At 60.2% G+C, this 20,809-nt stretch carries 13 protein-coding genes, 1 tRNA gene and 2 pseudogenes; 3 read left to right on the plus strand and 13 right to left on the minus strand.

The window, feature by feature from the left end; all coding sequences use genetic code 11:
- Positions 1–7 precede the first annotated feature (7 nt).
- The 4 genes from NKI25_RS09880 to NKI25_RS09895 form a co-directional block, all read right to left on the minus strand.
- Positions 8–247 (minus strand): Trm112 family protein, encoded by a 240-nt coding sequence (locus NKI25_RS09880; RefSeq protein ID WP_023675986.1) that lies wholly within the window; start codon positions 245–247, stop codon positions 8–10.
- Between the two features lie 204 nt (positions 248–451).
- Positions 452–1,123, minus strand: a complete 672-nt coding sequence (locus tag NKI25_RS09885; RefSeq protein ID WP_023675985.1) for an LON peptidase substrate-binding domain-containing protein — start codon at positions 1,121–1,123, stop codon at positions 452–454.
- A 163-nt stretch (positions 1,124–1,286) separates the two neighbouring features.
- A complete protein-coding gene (trxA, locus tag NKI25_RS09890; protein ID WP_352594344.1) occupies positions 1,287–2,279 on the minus strand; it encodes a thioredoxin in 993 nt (330 codons plus the stop codon).
- 85 nt (positions 2,280–2,364) lie between these two features.
- Positions 2,365–2,862, minus strand: coding sequence for a prolyl-tRNA synthetase associated domain-containing protein (locus tag NKI25_RS09895; RefSeq protein ID WP_023675983.1), 498 nt, complete (start codon positions 2,860–2,862; stop codon positions 2,365–2,367).
- Positions 2,863–3,092: 230 nt separating this feature from the next.
- Here NKI25_RS09895 and NKI25_RS09900 point away from each other — a divergent pair.
- Positions 3,093–3,167: transfer RNA gene (locus NKI25_RS09900), tRNA-Gly, on the plus strand.
- A 132-nt stretch (positions 3,168–3,299) separates the two neighbouring features.
- Here NKI25_RS09900 and NKI25_RS09905 read toward each other — a convergent pair.
- The 6 genes and pseudogenes from NKI25_RS09905 to NKI25_RS09930 all read right to left on the minus strand — a co-directional run.
- Positions 3,300–5,525, minus strand: coding sequence for a mechanosensitive ion channel family protein (locus NKI25_RS09905; RefSeq protein WP_023675982.1), 2,226 nt, complete (start codon positions 5,523–5,525; stop codon positions 3,300–3,302).
- A gap of 439 nt (positions 5,526–5,964) precedes the next feature.
- The gene (locus NKI25_RS09910) at positions 5,965–7,035 is read right to left on the minus strand and encodes an adenylate/guanylate cyclase domain-containing protein (protein WP_023675981.1); all 1,071 of its coding nucleotides are present in this window, start codon (positions 7,033–7,035) and stop codon (positions 5,965–5,967) included.
- Between the two features lie 3 nt (positions 7,036–7,038).
- Positions 7,039–7,530, minus strand: coding sequence for a Rab family GTPase (locus NKI25_RS09915; RefSeq protein ID WP_245274668.1), 492 nt, complete (start codon positions 7,528–7,530; stop codon positions 7,039–7,041).
- 15 nt (positions 7,531–7,545) lie between these two features.
- Positions 7,546–10,116 carry an OmpA family protein gene (locus NKI25_RS09920; RefSeq protein WP_352594342.1) on the minus strand — a complete coding sequence of 857 codons (2,571 nt, stop codon included), beginning with the start codon at positions 10,114–10,116 and terminating at the stop codon, positions 7,546–7,548.
- A gap of 94 nt (positions 10,117–10,210) precedes the next feature.
- Positions 10,211–10,876, minus strand: a complete 666-nt coding sequence (locus NKI25_RS09925) for a DUF3450 domain-containing protein (RefSeq protein ID WP_031211579.1) — start codon at positions 10,874–10,876, stop codon at positions 10,211–10,213.
- Between the two features lie 613 nt (positions 10,877–11,489).
- Positions 11,490–11,635 (minus strand): annotated as a pseudogene (locus NKI25_RS09930) (IS110 family transposase); the annotation flags it as partial.
- 161 nt (positions 11,636–11,796) lie between these two features.
- Between NKI25_RS09930 and NKI25_RS09935 the strand changes: the two are divergent.
- Positions 11,797–14,769 (plus strand): trifunctional glycosyltransferase/class I SAM-dependent methyltransferase/polysaccharide deacetylase, encoded by a 2,973-nt coding sequence (locus tag NKI25_RS09935; RefSeq protein WP_352594341.1) that lies wholly within the window; start codon positions 11,797–11,799, stop codon positions 14,767–14,769.
- Positions 14,770–14,854: 85 nt separating this feature from the next.
- Here the strand turns inward: NKI25_RS09935 and NKI25_RS09940 are convergent, their stop codons facing one another.
- Both NKI25_RS09940 and NKI25_RS09945 read right to left on the minus strand, forming a co-directional pair.
- Complete coding sequence (locus tag NKI25_RS09940; protein WP_023675975.1) at positions 14,855–15,535, minus strand: redoxin domain-containing protein; 681 nt, start codon at positions 15,533–15,535, stop codon at positions 14,855–14,857.
- Between the two features lie 19 nt (positions 15,536–15,554).
- On the minus strand, positions 15,555–18,854 hold the full coding sequence (locus NKI25_RS09945) for an adenylate/guanylate cyclase domain-containing protein (protein WP_352594340.1): 3,300 nt from the start codon (positions 18,852–18,854) through the stop codon (positions 15,555–15,557).
- Positions 18,855–19,070: 216 nt separating this feature from the next.
- Between NKI25_RS09945 and NKI25_RS09950 the strand changes: the two are divergent.
- Positions 19,071–19,296 (plus strand): annotated as a pseudogene (locus tag NKI25_RS09950) (adenylate/guanylate cyclase domain-containing protein); the annotation flags it as partial.
- 97 nt (positions 19,297–19,393) lie between these two features.
- Here the strand turns inward: NKI25_RS09950 and NKI25_RS09955 are convergent.
- Positions 19,394–20,779 carry a hypothetical protein gene (locus NKI25_RS09955; protein WP_023675973.1) on the minus strand — a complete coding sequence of 462 codons (1,386 nt, stop codon included), beginning with the start codon at positions 20,777–20,779 and terminating at the stop codon, positions 19,394–19,396.
- Positions 20,780–20,809: the final 30 nt, after the last annotated feature.

Here is a 20,809-nt window from a genome sequence, read left to right on the forward strand (position 1 = left end):
GCAGCACTCAGGGCGTTCCACCCAGGCGCGGCGGCGGTGGCATGGCATCATCTATGGTGATGACACGCGCTTCCGATGGCAGCATGATCGGAATGCCGTCCCGCACCGGATAGGCAAGCTTTGCCACCCGCGAGATAAGCTCGCCGCGCTCCGGATCCCAGGCAAGCGGCCCCTTGGTCAGCGGGCAGGCCAAGAGTTCCAGCAGCTTGGGGTCGACAGTCCTGTTCCCGTCACGTCCATCCGCCATTTGGTTTGTCCTTCCACAGGGCAATCGGGTTAAGGTTTCGAGCGCGAACTTCCTTCTCCCCTTGTGGGAGAAGGTGGCCGAGCGAAGTTCGGTCGGATGAGGGGTGTTCCAGCTTGGCACCGACGGCACTCCGTCCAGTACCCCTCAACCGTCTCGGCGCTGCGCGCCGATCCACCTTCTCCCACAAGGGGAGAAGGCAAGAACCTACTGCAAACTCGAACCGAAATCCTCATTGTCGCGCGCCAGCGCCATTTCGGTGATGGCGATCAGGGTCTCGGCGCGTGTCTTCAGATCGGCCGCTTCGAGCAGCGCCTGTTTCTCGGCCGGCCCGTAGGGCGCCATCATCGACAGTGCGTTGACCAGCATGGCGTTTTCGGCGCGGCTGACGCTTTCCCAGTCGGCCTCCAGATCGTTAGCCTGCAGATAGGCGCGAAACGCTTTGAGCAGCGCCGGCCGGTCGATCTCGGCGTCTGCCTGCTCCTCGTCGAGATCGGCGAGAAAGGGTGCCAACCGGCACTGCCGGAAGGGTGTTTTGACCGTGAGCTCCTGTACAATACGGAACCGGCACACGCCCTGCAGCGAAATCAGGTAACGGCCGTCGCCGCTCTCGGACAGCGCAATGATGCGCCCGGCGCAGCCGACATTGCAGAGCTCCGGCTCGCCGTCGGGACGCAGCGCACCGTCAAGGCTGGGCTGGATCATGCCGATCAGCCGCGGCCCGGCGATCGCCTCGTCGACCATCTGCAGATAGCGCGGCTCGAAGATGTTGAGCGGCATGCGGCCTCCCGGCAGCAGCAATGCGCCCTCAAGCGGAAAGATCGGCATGGTCGACGGTAAGTCCGCAGCGAGCCGGTAATGCGCGTTTCCCGCCTGCACCTCAATCCTCCGATCGCTTTGTCAGGAAGCGCACCAAATCCGTCTCCTCCCGGCCGGCACAAGGCGCAACACCGGAAACCTGAAATCGAACGCCATCCGAAAACCTAATCTGGCGCAGCCGCGGCCCACCGCAAGCCCGCGCGACAAAACAGTCTGCGCCGGCTCAGGAAAACAGCAGCGACGACAGTTTGCGCCGTGCCGACAGCGTTGCTTCGTCGGTCATGCCCCATGCCTCGAAGAGCTGCAGCAACTGGGTTCTGGCGCCGTCGTCGTTCCACGAGCGGTCGGCCTTGATGATCGCCAGCAGATTGTCGGCCGCCGCCATGCGATCACCCTTGGCGTTCTGGATCATGGCAAGCTCGAACCGTGCCTGGTGATCCCCGGGATTTTCGGCCAGCCGCCGTTCCAGTTCCGCCGGATTGCCGAGCACTGCTGCTTGCGCGGCGAGCGCCATCTTGGCCCGCAGCGCGGCGAGCTGGGGCGCATCCTTCTTTGCTTCCGGCGCCCGCGCCAGCACCGCCTCGGCACCTTCGGCATCGCCGGCCTCGAACAGCAGGTCGCCCAAGCCAGCGATCGCCTCGATCGTCTCCGGCGCCTGTTCCAGGATGGCATCGTAAATGTCGGCCGCCGTCTGCACGTCCCCGGTGTCGCGCGCTTCGGCGGCCGCGGCCAGCGCCTCGGCAAGTTGCGGCGCACCGCCGTTCTTGCCGCCGACCTTCTGGATGAATTGCGTGATCTGGCTCTCGGGAATGGCGCCCATGAAGCCGTCGACCGGCTGGCCGTCCTTGAAGGCAATGACCGCCGGTATCGACTGGATGCCAAGCTGGCCGGCGATCGATGGATGGTCGTCGATATTCATCTTGACCAGCTTGACCTTGCCACCGGCGGCTTTCACCGCCTTCTCCAGCAGCGGCGTCAATTGCTTGCAAGGGCCGCACCACGGCGCCCAGAAATCGACCAGCACCGGCTGGTGACGCGATTCCTGGATCACGTCGGCGGCAAATCCAGCGGTCGTTGTGTCCTTGATTACGTCGGCCGGCGCCTCCGCAAGCGCGACCTTCTCACGCGCGGCATCGGTGCCGCCATATTGCACGGTGGTGGCATACCGGCCGCCATTGCTGCCAAATGGGCCGCCAAAGGGGTTGCTATCACTCATCTCGTCGCCTTTCGGTCGCGCCGCCGGCCAAGGGACGGGCGCAACATCCTTCTTTAGAACCCGGTTTCAGTCACCCATGTGGCGATCATGCCGAGACTTTCAAGATAACAGCATCATGTCCGGTTGCCTCGACGAATTTGACCAGGTCCGCGGCAGCGATGGAAGTCGTCGCTTCGTTGGTCAGCGGGTGGGCATTGACCACCGCATGGCTCATCAGCACCTCGTCCAACACGACCTTGATCCTTCGCTCGGTGTCGTTGATCAGCCCGAACACCGTGACCGCGCCCGGGACGACGCCGAGAAGCTCCATCAGCATCTCCGGCCGGCCGAAGGACACGCGCCCGGCAGCGCCGATCAGATGGTGTATATGCTTGAGATCGACCACCGCCTCCTCGCCGACGCTGACCAGGAAGAAATTGTCCTTCTTGTCCTTGAGGAACAGGTTCTTGGTATGGCCGCCGGCAATCTCGCCGCGCAGCGCCTGCGAATCGGCGACCGTGAACAGCGGCGGATGCCGCCGCGTCGATACTTCGATCCCGAGTCCGGCGAGAAAGGCGAAAAGTTCGGCTTCGGTCTTCGGCATCGGTCTTTCTTCTGATGGCCCGCTTTCAACTGCTTGTTCGACTAACGCCGTTTACGGCCAATGATGCTGCCAAGACAAGCCCGTCGCGCAACGCGGGGGCGATTGCCTTGCGACGTCTCGCAGGAGGCTTGTTCGCATTGCCGACGAAGCAAAAAGCCTGCGAATTCCCTGTTGCAATCGCCGCGCTCTTCAGCCATATAGGCGCGGCTTGCGGCCCAAAAGCCGCGCGAGCGGGTGTAGCTCAGGGGTAGAGCACAACCTTGCCAAGGTTGGGGTCGAGCGTTCGAATCGCTTCACCCGCTCCAGTTTCCTTGAGGGGAACCAAGCGATTAAGAGGCGCCTTTCGGGGCGCCTTTTGCTTACGTGGCGAAAAGAGTGTCCCTGCCATGGGCGATGCGCGGAAAGCCGCACTGTGACCAGCAGGTGTCGCAGCTTTTCTATTCCGTTGTGCTAGCTTTTTTTCTGCGCCGAATAGTGTGCGACTGCGCGACGGCCATTTTCAACTCGGGCGTGATCTCCAACGGTGCATTCTCTGCCCCATGTTGGTTCTGTAGCCCCTGGACCTGGACGGTCGGAAATGGGAGTTCGATGCCCTGCTCCTTGAAGACCTGGCGGAGGCGTACATAGAATTTGCGTTTCATACCGAAGGCGCCTCCCGGCTTGGTTGTGGCCTTGACCCTCAATACGATGCCGTATTCGCCGAACTCCTGTACGCCCTGCATCTTGATCGGGTCGAGCACCCAGTGTTTGAACTCGGGATCTTCCGCCAGTTCGAGGCCGATCCGCTTGATCAGCTTGCGAGCGAAGTCGATATCAGTGTCATAACCAACGGTGATGTTGAATTTGTCGATAACCCAGTCACGGCTCTGGTTCTGGACTGCCCCGAGTTCACCGAAAGGTATCGTGAACAGCGGACCACGATGGTGGCGCAGCTTCACCGAGCGCAGCGAAAAGCTTTCCACAGTACCCTTGTAATTGCCCGATGAAATGTATTCGCCAACACGGAACGCATCATCGAGCAGAAAAAACACGCCTGAAATGACGTCCTTGACAATGGTTTGTGCCCCAAAGCCCACGGCGACGCCGACGACGCCAGCGCCGGCGATCAATGGGCCGATCTGGATACCCAGCGAGGCGAGCATCATAAGCACCGCCATCACGATGATCGATGCGAGCAGAATATTCTGGAGGATCGGCAAGAGCGTGTGCAGCCGCGCCTGCTGCGGATCGAGGATCGGGACGTCCTCGTCGCTGATCACAGGGTGCGGTGTTTCGATGCCCAGCTTTCGTTCGATCAAAGCTTTGATGATCGACCAGCCGAAGTCGGCGGCGAGGGCAATGACCACGACATTGATCAAGCCGCGCAATATGAACGTCGTCGTCGTATCGCTGTCCCGCATGGATTGCATGTCCAGACCCCAGACACGTGCGAGAAGGTAAGCCGCCGCCAGGATGAAAATCATTCGGATTCCGCGATCGATGACAGCGATCGTCACCGCCGGGATCGTGGGCCGGCCGACATCTTCCGAACCTGGCCGCAGAACGAAATTAACCCCGCGCTGCGTCACCACGATTGCCAAAGGCAGGAAGAATGCGGCGAAGGTGAACCAGAAGTATGTATAAAGGCCGGCGATACGCTGCAGGAACAGGACGACGAAATAAGCAGTCAATAGCCATGTCGCTTCCGTGTGACCGATGTGGCGCGCACCGTCTCGCTGCGTTCTTGGCCGACGCCAAATGGCGAGCAGCAGGAGCAACAGCAGCACGAAATCGGCGCCCAGTGACAGGACCATCATTCCGTCCTGATCGATGCCGAGACCTGGCAAGAGGATAAACGCGGCGCCGAAGAAGGCGAAGACGCCGACGATCCGGGGTAGCCAATAGGACCAATGGTCAGCCGCTTCGTTGGTGATCGGCAAAGCACGAACCTCGACGGCGTTCTCGACGTTCATGAAGGAAGGGACGAGCATCGCCATGACGTACATGCGCACACCCCATGTAACGACTGCCGCCATCAGAAATGTCAGTACAATCTCGCGGATAAGCATCGGCCAGTCGAACAACATGAACGCGCCGGCGCTGCCCAGTGCGAAAGAGACTATCAGCATGCTGGAATAAAGCAGGCGGCCACCAATCTTCTTGGCTCGCCCAACGGGCGTATCCTTCGGTTGCGCGATAATCCAAAGACGAAATGGACGGGTGAGCTTGAACGTTGCCCAAGTGAGTGCCAGGCCGGCAGCGATGAACATTGCAATCAGCACAAATACGCCGGCAGGCCCCTTGCTGGACATATCCTCCATCGTCTCTGCCCGAACGCGCGCGAACTGGCCTGGCAGCAAGGGCAAAGTTCGCACGATTCTTTCGATATGATGCCTGATTCCATCGAGCGTCGAGGATGCCATCGTATTCATCTGGCCTGGTGCGGCCACGGCGCCGGACGATGCGTCGGTCGGCGAAGCCCCTCTCTCGGCGGGCGCTCCCGTTGACCCGGCGTCCTGATTTCGCTGTTCGGCCACCCAGGCCTTCACTGACGGATCGTCGAGAAGCTCGAACAACTGTTTGACCCTTTCAGGCGGGACGGTCGCCGGCGCCTGCGCCTGCGCCTGACCAGCCAACAAAAGGGCGATCCCAAAGACGAGCGGCCTGGCAATCAGGGCAAACATCGCAGTCAGGTCTCCGAGGCGCCGTGCCGGGCGCGCCAGGTTCCTGGCTCCCAATCGTCGAGTCATGAGTGGCATCGTGCTGTTAACCTTCCGGTCAGATCGGCGAGCAACGACATCTATGTCCGTTGTTGCCCTACCTTGAAGAAACCGATGTTGCGGTGCAAGACGTCATCGTTCCGAGCCAGACCGTTGCGCCGGGTACTTGGCGGTGTTTATTTAGCCGCGGGGGCAGGGCATTCCGACCTCGGCCCAGGCCTCCGGCCGTTCTATGAACTGGGCATCGACGTTAAATCTCAGGAACTGATTTCCTGAGTTGACCAGGACAGACCTTTGGCGGTCGCTCGGTGGTCAACTGCTTCGCGCACCGCTGCGGACATTCGAAACCATGATGTTGCTTGAGATGCAATGCGCTTCCGGGTCGGCACTGCCATGCGGCAAATCAGGCCGGGAGCCGCCACATTCGCACACGACCTGTACCACGCAATTCCGTTTCCTCGAGCGGGTCGCAAGCAAAATTTGGTCCAAGCAGTTGATGAGTTGCATCCGAAATACGGATTTCATCGGGCTCCGCGGACGTTTGGATACGTGCGGCGAGATTAACGGTGTCGCCCCATAGGTCATAGGCAAACCGCCTTTTGCCTATGACGCCCGCCACGATTGGTCCTGAGTGAATTCCAATTCTGAGTCTTATCGGTTCTCCTGCGAAGCGTTCGAGCTTAACCGCCTTCCGCAGTTCAAGCGCATAGTGCGCAAGGGCTTCCGCATGATCGGATCGCGCGGCGGGCAGGCCAGCGACCACCATCACACAATCGCCGATTGTCTTGATCTTTTCGCAGCCGTATCGCTCCGAGAGCAGATCCGCCGCTTTGAAGAAGTAATTTAAAATAGCGAGCGTCGTCACGGCTCCGACGTTCCGCGCTCTTTCCGTAAAACCGACGATGTCGGCAAAAAGCACACTCACCTCTGCGTAGTTGTCTGCAATTTCTTCGTGCGCTTTTAGCCGCTCCGCGATAGACGCCGGAAGAATGTTGAGGAGCAGGGCTTCGGCGCGCTGGTATTCACGCGACAATCCCTCTTGGCTCGCCCTCAACGCCTCGTTCATCGATTGTAATTTCTCGTTGAGTTGACGCTCCCTCTCTTGCAGGAGCGTCATTTCATAAGCCTTCTGTTGAAGCCGCTGCCTATTGTCGCGTTCGGCATTGGCGTCAAGAAAGAGCAGCCACACGCAGGCATTGTCAGCAAAAAGATGGAGGTCCGCGACACGCCCGCTGGGAAGTTCGACCATGGCCATATCATATGGAAGCTCCGGGCAGGGCAACAAACCTTCCATGAATTCAAGCTGCTCGGCAACAGGCTTACCTATGCGAACTGACGAGAGTCCGTAATGTTTAACGTTACCGCCCTTCGCAGCTATGCAAAGCTGGGCGTCGATTTTCAGATATGCGACCGAGCGCTCGTTGTAGAAGAAATCGTAAATCCAGCTTTTAACTTCTCTTGGCAAGACGTGCATGGTTTATTTGCTGACCATCGAAGCAAGTTGACGAAACGCATCATCAACATGCTCACCCGAAAGCGCACTTGTTAGATAGACTTGCCATCCAAGTTGCCTCAGTTCGTCAATTTCACTATCCGATATTGCCCACCGATCGGCCAGATCGGATTTGTTGAACAGCAATACAAACGGCATAGCGCCGAATTCAGCCTCGGCCCGCTCGCGCAACGTGAGCGCCACGGCAAGAGTAGCAGCGCGTGTTCCATCGACGACAAGCACGAGCCCACTCGCACCTCGCACATAGCTGACGCGGAATGAGCCGATATCGTCTTCGCCGGCCAAATCCCACAAAATCAGATCCACGGTTTTGTCCGGGAATGCGACGCTCTTCTTGTCGATTTTCACTCCCACCGTGGTCAAGTAGGTTTCTGAAAAGATGCTTTGCACAAACCTGCGAACCAGACTGGTCTTTCCGACAGCGAACCCGCCCAACATGCAGATCTTCTTTTGCAATATCCTGGGCTCCGCCTAGTGGAAGTTTACCGTAACCGAAACTCTGCGGTTGGCGGAGTTCCCGGTTCGGCTATTTTCAATCTCCGCTGGCTCAAAGGTGCCCGCGCCGCGAACCAAGAGCAACTCCGGATCGACGCCGCGCTTCTTGAGAAGCGCACGAACTGTTTCCGCGCGCGCGGCGCTGATCGACAACTTGGCCGTTTCACGGCCCGTCTCGTCCGAATGGCCGGTCAACATGAACTGTGCTGTTACGCCTGCCTTGCGGGCGGCCTTGGCCAATTCCTTCAACTGATTCGCCAATTTGTCGAGAACCGGCAGTTGCTCTGGTCCCGGTACAGCCTTGCCAGAATCGAACAAAATGTCGACCGCTTGAATAGCCTCCCTCAAATGAGTGAGTTGCGGAGGGGTCAACTCACGCAGCTCGGAGATTTCTAGAGAGAGTCCGTCCGCGGACAGCTGTTGGGCGGCGACCCGCGCCCGATCTATCCAGGCGGCAGGAGCTTCACCCTGGGCAACGATGCGATCCTTGATGATCGAAAGCCGTACTGAATCCGGCGGAGTCAGCGACGCCATCAGCCGCTTCACCACGAACTTCGGATCAAGGCTTTGATAGAATTGCCACTGTGAATGAACGCGAGCAGGATCGACCCCTGTTCCGGACAGCAGAGCCTTCGGGTCGGCGGCCTGCGGGTCTCTCAGGCCGGAAATATAGAAATGTCCGCCCCTCGCCGTTTGTTGGGCGACGATGATTCCCGCTTGGGCCTCCAGTCGCGACACATAAGTCTGCCAGTGCTCCGCCGCGCGTGCTTCGGGGCTCACATCACGAACCTTGGAGATGTCGAATTCCGGTCCGCCTGCCGAAAGCTGTCGGGCCGCTGCGCGTGCGAGATCTATCCAGGTGTCGGGAGCCTCACCCTCGGCAACGATGCGATCATTGACGATCGAAAGCCGAACCGATTTCGGCGGGGTCAGCGACACCACCAGCCGCTTCAGGACGAACTTCGGATCAAGGCTCTGATAGAATTGCCACTGTGAATGAACGCGAGCAGGATCGACCCCTGTTCCGGACAGCAGAGCCTTCGGGTCGGCGGCCTCCGGGTCTCTCAGGCCGGAAATATAGAAATGTCCGCCCCTCGCCGTTTGTTGGGCGACGATGATTCCCGGTTGGGCCTCCAGTCGCGACACATAGGCCTGCCAGCGCTCCGCCGCGCGTGCTTCGGGGCTCACATCACGAACCCTGGAGATATCGAATTCCGGTCCGCCTGCCGAAAGTTGTTGGGCCGCTGCGCGCGCCCGATCTATCCAGGTGTCGGGAGCCTCACCCTCGGCAACGATGCGATCATTGACGATCGAAAGTCGTACTGAATCCGGCGGAACCAGCGACGCCGTTAGCCGCTTCAACACGAACTCCGGATCAAGACTCTGATAGAATTGCCACTGCGAATGAACGCGGGCGGGATCGACCTGCGTTCCGGCCAACAGAGCCTGCGGGTCGGCGGCAAGCGGGTCTCTCAGGCCGGCAATATAGAATTGGCCATCGCGCACCTTTTGTTCGGCAACGATGATGCCCGGCTGGGTCCCCAGTCGCGACACATAGGCCTGCCAGCGCTGCCCGGATTGCCAAGAAAGAAAGAACCAACCGCCTGCCGGAATCAAAACCAGCAGGACTGCAGCGACTACCAGCCACGGAAATCCCTGGTTTGATTCCTCCTGCTTCAGTTCAACGCAGGTCTGCAACTGCGTCTCTACGCCGGCCAACTGCGAACTGTCGCCGTCAAACTGCTCTAGAGCCTGTGAGCATTCATCATGGATGCGAAGCAATACATCGCGAATTATTTCATGTAATTCCTCCGGCGGATTTCCCCGGATCACCGCAACCAAGGTCGCAAACGGTCCAACTTCCGACCAGAGACGAAGCTCTCCGAAACGAATAGTGTCCAGGCCACTCTGTTCTTTCTCGTTAAATGAGTCTTTTACAAAATCTTGAATTGCACTAAGCATCGAAGAAATGAGTTGAGGGTCTTCGCTAGTTGCATTATCGGCAGTTACATGCGCTATCAAAAGCCCGGAATTGCGGTTGATGAGAAACACATGTTCCACACGATAGACAAGAGAATGCTTAAGAACAACTTCTGAGAAGCTTGCTCCTGTCCTCCAAGCTTCAAGTCTCCACTTGAGCCCATGCCAGGTAAATATATGTCTTAAAGTTTCATTCAGCGATTGAAAGGTCTGGTCGATCTTTTCGCCGATCGACTTGCGAATAGCCGGCAGAAACACCGGGTACAATATATCCGTCAGCGTACGCGGGCTCTTCTGGATGGACCGTTGCACGGCCCTCTCGACAGCTGGCGCAAGGGCCTCTCCGAGTTGCGCATGAGGCGCACGTGCGGCTGCACGGGGGAGAACGCTCCCCACTGCAGCCGCAAGCTGCTCGGGTTCGTCGAGCAGGTGCGTAACTCGTGAAAGCTCCGAAATTTCGCGGCCGACCAGCAACTGGCGCAGCGTTTCCATGCGAGGGTCGGTGGTTGGGATTCCGTCGAGACGCGCACGATAGTCCGGATCAACGTTCCGGGCAATTTCGATCAAAAGGCGAGCCAGAGCCTCGCGATCAATCTCTGTATCGTTCGAAGCTGCTCTTTGAGGGAGGCTGATTGGGTCGACAGTCGACGTCAAGTTCCGATCAACTCACTTTCCAGGTACGCTCCGAGTTGTTCTTGCTGCCGACGGGATCCTGATTTAGACATTTTGCAACCTCGACAAACAGGCCAGCCAAAAGATTTCGGTCGGTCTTGACATTGCCAAGATCGGAAAACATTTTCTCCATCAGCATCTGAATGCTTTCATTCTTTTGCTTGATTTCCTCACGCAGCAAATGATCGTTTCGATTTATCCGGTCCGCAACTTCCCGCTCAAGCTCGCTCAACTGATCCGACAACGCGCGCACCTGCTTTTCGAGCGCCTGATTTTGCTCGCGAAGATTCCGGTCAATCTCCTTATCGGCGTCGGCTCGCGCGTCTTTTTCGTTCCGCAATTGCGCCGCAAGCGAGTCGACCTGCTTCTTCGCATTTGACTCGTACATTTCAAGATTGCGCTTGGCCTCGGATTCGACATCCTTGAAGCGCTGCAAGACCCGTTCTTCAAGCTTGGAAAAGCGGCGGTCATAGTCCTGCATCTGGTTGCCGAACAGCAGATCACGTATCTTGTCGACACCTACAGCGTCGCCGGGGGCCCCGCTCTCGCGAGCCTGGCCCGCCATGAAGGTCAGCCCGCTTCCGTCTGCATTACTTATCAGATTTGCGTCCGCTTTATTTGCTGAAGAAGCGGTATTCGAAGATTCCTTGGCCATCTTTATGCCCCCTTCTTTGAACAATTGCCACAGTGCACCACTCAGAAACCAGCAAGCATGCCAGCAAAATACCCGGCTCGCAAGCCGGAATCTTCTTGGCTTAAGCCAATTCGTGCCTCCCTTTTACATCTCTTGGACTAGCAGCAAATGCACGAGTTCCGATTGATGTCGCTCTCGCATCTCTTTGTGATAGCAGCCATAACCGGCTAATCTAATCGATCATTGGACGCAATCTACTATCGAAATGAGTAATACAATGTCAGGCTATAGCTACTGGAGCGCAATTAAGTAGCGCAGACTCATTAGAAGTGTCTAAAGTAGCTGGTCTGGCGGTGCACGTACCGTCTCGCACCCGGCTGTATACTGCGACGATCAGCTTCCGATGCGGGCCCCAACGGTAGAAGGAAGGTCTTCTTTCGCACGGAGAATGGCTGTTCGAGAATGCACCTCGGAATCGAGGCGTTTCGGTCGATAGGAGGGGAGCGACAGTCCCAATAACTGCAGTCATTCACACCAAAGCTTCAGTGGGCGGCATTTGTTGCGCCCCCAATTGCAAAAGACGTCAGGTTGCCATAGCTATTGCACTCATACGGTGCCCGGGACCGCCGCCTGTGGTCATGGCGCCGACTCCGGGGATCGACATGAGTATGCGGCATGCTTGGCTTTGACGTGCATCTGCGACAGCTGGCGCCCAAGCTCGGCGGCACGGATGCGAATGCTGCGCCAGGCTTCCAACTTCGGTAGCACGACAGGAGCAAGCTCGCTCTGCAGCCCAATGGCGGCGTCGCGGCGGCTCGGAAGAGTTCGCAGGAGAATGTTTGGACGCAGCGTCCCTGAGGACCGTTTCCTTTGGCAGGAAATCGCCGGCTATGTTTCGGGACTCTTGTTCTACCTTCGAACCAACGCGCGGGTTACACGGCGTGGCGCATAATCCCTTGGTTTCAATCGTGGTTCCTGCGCACAACGCGGAGGTAACGCTGGCGCGCGCACTCGATTGCCTTCTCGATCAGGAAATAGTGGATTGGGAGGCGATCATCGTCGACGACGCCTCCACGGACCGCACCCCCGCGATCATCGCCGGTTATGTGGAGCACGATGCCCGGTTTCGGACATTGAGCTCTTGCGCGTATAGCGCCGCTGGCGCGCGCAATAGCGGGATGTCGACAGCGCGCGGCCACTGGCTCATGTTTCTGGATGCGGACGATTGGGTGGGTGCCAGCTTCCTTGCCAAAATGCTGGCCGCACTGAAATCCGCTCCCGATGCAGTGGCTGCCTATTGCGGTTCCCGACGCGTGATGCCCGATGGCGAACTCACGGCGTCGAGCATCGCGACGGAGGTTGCGATCCAGCCCTTCGAAACATTCGCCCGCCGGTGTGCCGTCCGCACTCACGCGCTGCTGGTCGATCGGGAGATAATTGTCGAGTTGGGCGGTTTCGACGTGTCGCTGCGCACCTGCGAGGACTGGGATCTGTGGCAGCGCCTCGCACGTCTAGGCAAAAATTGGGTGATGGTCGACGAGCCGCTCGCTTTTTATCGGGTCAGCCCCAACTCGCTCAGCCGCAATTCGACGCAGGTGCTGGCAGATGCGGAAATCGTGATCGCCCGCGGCTTTTCCGCCGATCCCAGGGTCAAACACCCGGCATCGGCTCACGCCAATGGAGCGACCGACGCGAACGGCCACACCGCTTCAGAAGCACTCGCGTGGTTCGCGTTGTGGAACGCCGCATCGGATTGCGGCTGCGGCTCGCGCTCGATCAACCCGCAGTCCCTGCGCACGCTCCCGGCAGGACGTAAGTGGGCGCGTGAGATCGCCAAGGTGGCCGTCGATGGCCTTATGGTAGGAAGCCTGTCGGTGCCAGCGCAATTGGCTGCCAGGTGGGACAGGTTCGGCGGCTCCCTCACCGAGTTGATCATCGAACTCGGCAAGGTCTGGAATAATCCCGACGCGGCTCGCCGCGTGCAGTATCACTTTGAGCAAATGCTGCTCGATGTCGACGATCTTGCCGCGCCGCGCAGGCTGGCGCGGACACTTGGAATTCGTGTCGACGCGCGAAATCCGGCCTCGATCGAAGTGCCGGAAGGAATCGATCAAATCTATGCCCATCTGATGATGGATGGCCAGATCGAGGCTCTCGTGCAGTTCGGCGTACTCGGGAGAGTGACAAGGCGTCATTGGATTGAATTGATCCTGAATTTCGTGCCCCCTGAGCGGCCTATGCACAGTGCCGCGCGACTTGCGAGGCGATCGCCTGTAGATGCACCGCAAAAGGGCGCCGGTGCCGACAAGTCAAACATGTTTGCAGCCGAGGTATTGTTGTCCATGGCGGGACGCCGGTCTGATCGGGACAGCCATTTCGGCAAACTCGCGGGATTGGCCGCGGAAGCGCAGGCGCTGGTTCGGTCGAGCGCCGAAACTAAAGAGCCTTTTACAGCGCCGCGCCGTGCACGGGCCGCGGATGGGCGCGACAATGATCGCACATCTTTCTGGAATCGCCATTTCGCGACCGAGGATCCCTGGAACTACGGTTCGCCCTATGAGCAGGAAAAATATGAGCGGCAGCTCGAAATTCTGCCTGCCGGTCCCATCGGACGGGCGCTTGAGCTGGCCTGCGCGGAGGGCCACTTCACGCGGCAGCTGGCGCCGCGCGTGGGCCATTTGACCGCAACTGACATCTCCGCCGTAGCCGTCGGACGGGCGCGCGCGCGATGCAGCGATCAGCCGAATGTTGAGTTCGGCGTACTGGATTTCTCTGCGGACACGCTGCCGGGCGAAATGGATCTGATCGTGTGTTCGGAAGTGCTCTACTACCTGGATGATCTCGCCGATGTGCGGCGCATCGCCAAAAAACTCATTGAGGCGTTGGCGCCTGGCGGCAGTTTCATCAGCGCACACGCATTCGTGCTACGAGACAATGTTGGAAGGACGGGCTTCGACTGGAACACATTCGGTGCACAAGCGATCTCAGAGACGCTGGCAGCGACCGACGGCCTCGTCCTCGAGCAATCGATCCAGACCGAGCTCTACCGCATAGACCGCTTCCGCCGCTTGTCACCAGGCGACGTGGCGACGGAACCGATGGTAGATCATGTGCCAATCCGCGCACCCGTTGAAATCGGGGTCGCGCGAAATATCGTCTGGGGCGGGGCGCGGGCCTTGCGTCGCGACGTGGCACGTAGCGAGCGGCGGCAGCGTATCCCCGTCCTCATGTATCACAGCGTCGCCGATGATGGTCCGGCCGCGCTCGCCCGTTTTCGGCTCGCGCCCGCCGCATTCGCCAGCCAAATGGCATGGCTGCGCGCCAATGGCTTTCACGCGATTAGGTCCGAGCAGCTGGAATGGTTCATCGTCAACCGTCAGCCTTTCGTTGGCCGCCCAGTGCTCATCACGTTCGATGACGGCTTCCAGAACTTTGCCGACCATGCCTGGCCGGCCTTGCGCACGAACGACCTGACCGCGGAAGTGTTCCTGGTGACGGACCTGGTGGGTGAAAGCGCACAATGGGACGCCTACAGCGGCCCGCCGACGCAGCTTATGGACGCCGGGACGGTGCGACGCCTCGCCGGCGAAGGTGCGTTCTTCGGAAGCCATCTGGCGACGCATCGCGCGATCGATGGTCTGTCGAGCTCTGACTTGGCCGCCGAGCTCCTGCGCTCTCGTATGTTCATCGAACGATGGACCGGTCGGCCAACCACGGCGTTCGCGGCACCCTTCTCTGTCACCGACCGACGGCTTGGCAGGCTGGCCAAGGAGTGCGGCTATCGAATCGGCTTCGGCGGCAGACACGGGCCGGCGGACCTCGATTGCGATCCCATCGACCTTCCGCGCATCGAGATTCGCGGAGATCACTTGCTCGATGACTTTGTTGGCAAAGTCGAGGCCGTGCTCGCATGAACGGTGAACTTGTCAGTATCTAGATTTGTAACAAATTGGTTCCGCTTTTTATTCGGTGTCCCGCCCGCTTACCTCGTTCGCAAGTCTATTGGGCGACTTGGGATACGGCTGACATCAGCTCCTGCGGGCTTGGCGCCCCAAACATGTATCGCCCACCCTCTGGAACCTCCGTGAAGCTCCAGCGGACGATCCCCTGCCGGTCCAGCAGGAACTGACCGACCAATTGTCCGTGTCCCGTTGCTAGCATCTGCTCGTCGGCTTCGGTCAGCTCGTAATGGTCCCTCTTGTTGAGGATTTCGCTGGCCGCAAGAGGATCCATAGGACCGGGCAACTCGCCTGGTATGTCGACCCGCATATCCTTTGCCGCTGCCATCGAGACCTTGTACGGCCAGTTCGTCTCGTTTTGGGTGAATTCGAGATTGGGCAGTCCAAAAGCACGATGTGAAGCGCGTTCAGGATCGGAGGCCGCAAGCAGATTCGGCATCGGATGGTAGCGGAAATAGAGACGCGCCCGTTCGATCGGCGTGTTGACCACCGTCAGGCTCTCCACGCCCTTTTCGCGCAGCTCCGGATCAAGCCGCGCCTGGGCGGCGATATGGCGCCGGCAAAACGCGCAATGCAGACCTCGAAACAGGCCGACCAGCACCGGTTTTTGGCCGCGAAAATCGTCAAGCGCGATCTTGCCTTCCTGGGTAATGGCGTCGAGTACCACGTTTGGCGCACGGTCGCCCGGTTGAAGCGGCACCAAGTCACTACGCGCGGACATTTCCAACCTCCAACCCCGGCTAGTCGAGAAAAGGCAGCACCACAAGCGCTTCCGGGTCGAGCCCGTGCTGGGCGCATATACCCTGCGCCAGGGAAAAGTAGCGTTCGGCCTCGGCCAGATTGTCGAGGTCGAGATTAAGCGTTGCAAGACCATCATAACACGGAAACAGCAGTTGGGGTTCGCCCGTTTCGCGAGCTACGTCCAGTGCTTCGTGGAACAACCCAACCGCCAGGTCCGGACGGCCGTTGCACTGGTGGATCTGCCCAAGCACGATCAACGGCACCGGCAGGTGCTCGCGCTGGTCGAGCGCCCGGTCGATCTCGATGGCCTTCTCGGCAGCAGGCACGCCCTCCGTTGGACAGCGATCCGTGAAAGTACAACAAGCGACCGCCAGATTGGCGAGGAGGCGCGCCTGGAAACCCAAATCACCAATACGGCGCGCCACTTCAAGACCGCGCCGACAGACCTCCATCGCCTTTGCGGGATCGATGGTCGTGTAAAGCACGCCGAGATTGGTGTAGCCGCGGCAGGCCGCGCCCAGCAGACCGGCGGCTTCGGCCAATTCAATGCTACGCTCAACCTGACGCACGGCCTCACGGTTTCGCCCAAGGCGAGCCAGCGCGACAGCCTTGGTATTGAGTGCCTCGGCGGTCACAAGAGTGGCATCACACCTTACCTCGGAGACATGCTCCGTTGTCAGTGTGCCTACGCAATCCAGCGCCGCGTCTGCCCATTTTGCCGCGAGAGCGTGATCTCCGCTACGGAACGCCTGTCGGCCACGTTCTTGCCACAGATGCGCCTGCTCGATCGGGGCATCCGCTCCATCGAGGAGCGCTGCCGCCTCAGCATAGCGGGGTTCTGCCTTGTCCCGCTTGCCGACATCCCAGAGTAGCCGACCGATCTTACGCAAAACTCGCGCCGAGGCGACGCGATTGGCCGACTCGCGGTATGCCTGCAACACCGTCTCGTAGTGGTGGTGCGCGATCTCGCGGCGGCCTGCCGGGCCGCTCAAATCGGCAATGCGCTCTGCAATTGCCAGTTTGAGCGGTGTTTGCCCGATCGCGCCCAACGCAGCCAGTGCTCGCTCGTAGAAACGAAGGGCGTCGTCGTTGGCATATATCATGCGAGCGCGATCGCCTGCCGCCTGCAGGTAATGCGCGCCCTTCTCCCGCTCGGCGCTCTGTGCAAAATGATGACCGAGCACGGTCAAATCCTCGAGCCGTTCCGGCTCGTCGCCGCACAGTTGCTCCAAGGCAGCACCGATCCGCCCGTGGATTTCGGTCCGGCGTTGCAGGAGCAGATTCTGGTAGATCACGTCCTGCAGCAATGTTTGCGTAAAGCGGTAGCTTTGAGACGAGACCGACCCTGATCCGGCAACTTCCTCGATGATTTCCGCATCGCAAAGCAGTTCGCAGCCGGCTTCGAGCCGGCCGGGGTCGGCTGTCACGGTTTTCAGAAGTGTGGCATCGAAGCGCGGGCCGATTACCGCGGCCTCCTGGGCCAACCGGCGCGCCTCTTGGGGCAGCCGGTCGACGCGGGCAAGCAACATTGCCTGGATAGTGGCGGGGATGCCGGTTGCGACTTCGCCTGCCACAGTCCGCCATCGCTGGCCCTCTCGCATCAGTACACCGCGATCGATAAGGCCGCGAACGATTTCCTCTACAAAAAGGGGGTTGCCGCCCGCGCGCTCGAGGATCTGGTCGAGAAGCCCTCCCGCGGAGCTTACCCAGCTCTCGCCGAAAAGCGCTGCCAGCAGGCTGCGTCCGTCATCATTGTTGAGTGGCGGAAGCCTGAGCGCTGTGTGACTGACCCGACTTGAGTCGAGCTGGTCGTTGTCCGGCGCCGGACGATGCGTGACCAGCAACATCAACCGCGTGCGTTCCAACCTGTCCATCACGAAACGTAGTGCCTCGAGCGACACGGCGTCGGCCCAGTGCAGGTCTTCGACGACAATCAATAGCGGCGACAACGCAAGCCGCCGTTCGATGATTGTGCGGACTGCGTAGAGAATTTGCCGCCGCAGCTGCTCGGGCTCGACATGCTGCAAGGTGGCATCGGGGTCGCCAAGGCCAAGCACATGGTAGAGCAAAGGCATCAGCCGCTTCGCCTCCTCGCCCTGCAGGCCGAGATCGGCAAGCAAGCCTGCGAGCTTCCCCCGCATTTCGTCCCCATTGTCGTTTTGCATCATCCCGGCAGCGCTGCGCACCACTGCGCCCAAGGCGCCAAAAGATTGTTCACCCAGCGGTGAGCACGTGGCCTGCCGCACGGCGACGTTGCGAAAACGCTCCTCGTCGCCGACGCGGGCGACGAACTCCTTCACCAGCCGCGATTTCCCGATGCCGGCTTCTCCGACGAGGCGGACAAGTTGGGCCGAGCCGCCGCACGCCTGGTCAAGGCTCGCCATCATTCTATTGAGCTCCGCACCACGACCTATTAGCGGCGCACTGAGGCCGAGCGCCTCGAGCCCGCGCGCTGCACGCGGCACCGCTAGCGGTGCGTCCAGTCGATGAACGAGCACGCTGCCAGCCTTGCCGCGAAACACGACATCACCCAGCGACTCGTAAGAGAAGGCATGCCGGGTCAGCCTGTGAGTGAGCTCGCCTACCAGCACCTCACCCGGTGCGGCCAGCGATTGCAGGCGTTGCGCCGTATTCACTGTGTCGCCGGTCACGGAATAGGATCTGGCGGTGCCGATGCCCAATCCGCCAGTAACGACCGGACCAGTGTTTATGCCGATGTGGAGTAACAGAGGCGAGCCGGAGTGGGGGGTGCTTTCGCCGAGCCGCGCCGTCCGGGCGATCATGTCGAGAGCGGCGCGAAGCGCACGTTCCGGATCGTCCTCATGCGCGACCGGCGCACCGAACAAAGCGAGCAGTGCATCGCCGATGAATTTGTCGACGAAACCACCAAAGTTTCGCACGGCCGCCGTCAATTCCTTGAACAGTTTGTTCTGCAGCGCTTGCATGACCTCGGGGTCGAGCTGCTCGCTGAGTGTCGTAAAGCCGCAAAGGTCGGCGAACAGGACCGTTACCGTCCGGCGATCGGCGTCAGAGACGGGATGCAGCCCTTCTTCGCTTTCGATGTTCGGAAGCAGCGACGGAGTTCGAGAAGGCGGCACAATGGTCCGGCTTGGTGCCGGAGCAGGCCGTTCGACGGCTTTTGCGGGCGCACCGACGCTTGCCCCACATTTCGGACAGAACTCGAAATCAGGTGCGCAGGTGTAGCCGCAACTGGCGCATGGCACGGGCTGGCGCCTGCCACACCTCGGACAGAAGGCGTAACCGCCCTCAATCTCGAAACCGCAGCCCGAGCAGTCCATCGAACAAGACCTCACTAGTGGCCGTGACGGCGTGATCTCGCCCGCACTTCACGGCCAGACTATTCACAAGGATGCACCGATAGTCGTCGACGGGCAAGCGGCAGCGAGCGATCCGTGTGGGTCCGGTGGCAGAGCGCTGCCCATTCGGGCGGCTGCGTGGCCGTCGTCTGCGAAAGTTCCCTCTTACCCTCCGTCTTCCTGCTATCATGAAGATGAGAGGCCGTTGACCTCTTGATGCAACGGGCTGACTCGCAACGCTGTCACCGACGTCTCGCGCGCTTCCGGCCCGCAGCTACGGCCATCTGGGCCGTTTCGCCGAAGCCCGCGCGGCATGGCAGGAGGTGCTTCGCGTCAATCCCGACTATTCGTTGGAATACCGTCGCAAAGTCTTGCCCTACAAGAACCGGTCGATTTCGAACACGTGGTGGATGGGCTCCGCAAGGGGCGGTGCGGTGCAATGACAGGTGAGGCCTATGCGGCCGGATCAGACGCTAGAGGCTCCCCGATAGATCGCCGTCGCTTGCGGTTGCGCACTAGTCTCAGGTCGGCTTGATCTCTGCCTGGCCGATCTTGCGCCATCTGGCGTTTTCGCGAACCAGTTTCAGGTCGTCGGTCGTCTCGGCAAATGTCCGCAATCGGTATTGCCGGAGCAGGTTTGGGAAGAGCGCCACTTCCGGCAGGCCGGCAAGCTGCTCGCGGACTGAGATCTTTTCATCGATGACCCGCATGCCCCAGGCATTTTCCCGAACCTGCAGCTCCGCGGCCAGATCGCGCTCTTCCGGCGCGTTTTCGTCCAGCACGGCCAGAAGGATCGAGTGGAAAAGCGCTACGTAGCCAATCTGTCTCAGGCCGCCCACGACCCGCACGCGCGGCAATATGGCAAGGACGAGGAACGTCAGGAACAAGTTCGGCAGCAGCACGCCTTCCAGCAGCGCCCGCCTGAGATGTGGCCGCTCGAACGGGATGGAAAGACCTTGCGGCCTGTCAGGCTCGATCAGGTGCCCGTTCTCGAGAACGAGCTTGCGCACGCGCTCCTCGCGGATTCCCCAGAAATAGTCCGTGGCATTGGGCAGGAATCTGCCAAATGGGCTCGATGCGGCCTCTTGCCAGGCATGTTCGAGACGCTGGCGTCTTGCGGGTTCAATGAGCAGCCTGGAAAGAAGGCTGCCGTCATATTCCAGATGCCGCGCCATGGCAGCCGCGGCGGCCCGATCATCGATGAAAACCGGCAGGGCCATGCCGGCACGATCCCAATTGGCGACCAGATCCTGGTTCAGGGCAGTCAGCGCATCGGCGGCGGTTTCAAACACCTTGTCCTGGCTGGCAAGCAGTGTGCCCAGCCAGCGGCTGGCATCCGTTTCGTCGCCCACCGCTTCGAGCGCGCGCTTGTTGAGGGAGACGGGACCGGCCACGCAGGCGCTTTTGCGGCACAGTTTGTGGCGCCCCATGCCAAAAAGGTTGATCTTGTCGTCGCCGACGTCGAGCCATCCCGGCCCCTCCCGGCCAACTGTCTCCATGGTCATTGTCGTTCCCATGAAGCCGACGAAGGCCGACAGCCCGTTTTCGACCGCGCCGAGCCAGGCAAGCAGGAGGGCATCGAAGGTGATCCGGTCCATCAGAAGCAGGCAGTGCAGGCCGGACTGAATCACCGGTCTGTGCTCGAACTCGTCGAGGGCTTTGCCGATCTCGTCAGGCTGCATGATCCTACCGAGGCGCTGATGCAGGACTTCGCGCAGGATCGAGCGGGCAGCGATCGCCGGGCCCGATGCAGGCCTTGCCACCGGCCGCCAAAGATGGCGGGCGTAGTCGGAAACCGGTGCATTCCAGTTCTGCTCGATGTCGCGCACGACCTCCGGGCAGAGCAGCGACAGCACAGCCAGAATTTCCACCGGAGGGGTAGGGCTTGGGTCAAAGACGGCGGTCATTGGTCCCGTCTAGCCGCTTGCGGTGCAAAC

It is taken from the genome of Mesorhizobium sp. M0808 (assembly GCF_040320025.1).
In the GTDB taxonomy this organism is placed as follows: Bacteria; Pseudomonadota; Alphaproteobacteria; order Rhizobiales; family Rhizobiaceae; genus Mesorhizobium.

Bases quoted from the DNA above. Each gene is read 5' to 3' on its own strand.
- NKI25_RS09955 (WP_023675973.1), bottom strand. From the start codon at position 20,779: ATGACCGCCGTCTTTGACCCAAGCCCTACCCCTCCGGTGGAAATTCTG.
- NKI25_RS09895 (WP_023675983.1), bottom strand. From the start codon at position 2,862: ATGCCGAAGACCGAAGCCGAACTTTTCGCCTTTCTCGCCGGACTCGGG.
- NKI25_RS09925 (WP_031211579.1), bottom strand. From the start codon at position 10,876: ATGGCCAAGGAATCTTCGAATACCGCTTCTTCAGCAAATAAAGCGGAC.
- NKI25_RS09880 (WP_023675986.1), bottom strand. From the start codon at position 247: ATGGCGGATGGACGTGACGGGAACAGGACTGTCGACCCCAAGCTGCTG.
- NKI25_RS09945 (WP_352594340.1), bottom strand. From the start codon at position 18,854: ATGGACTGCTCGGGCTGCGGTTTCGAGATTGAGGGCGGTTACGCCTTC.
- NKI25_RS09940 (WP_023675975.1), bottom strand. From the start codon at position 15,535: ATGTCCGCGCGTAGTGACTTGGTGCCGCTTCAACCGGGCGACCGTGCG.
- NKI25_RS09905 (WP_023675982.1), bottom strand. From the start codon at position 5,525: ATGTTTGCCCTGATTGCCAGGCCGCTCGTCTTTGGGATCGCCCTTTTG.
- NKI25_RS09910 (WP_023675981.1), bottom strand. From the start codon at position 7,035: ATGCACGTCTTGCCAAGAGAAGTTAAAAGCTGGATTTACGATTTCTTC.
- trxA (WP_352594344.1), bottom strand. From the start codon at position 2,279: ATGAGTGATAGCAACCCCTTTGGCGGCCCATTTGGCAGCAATGGCGGC.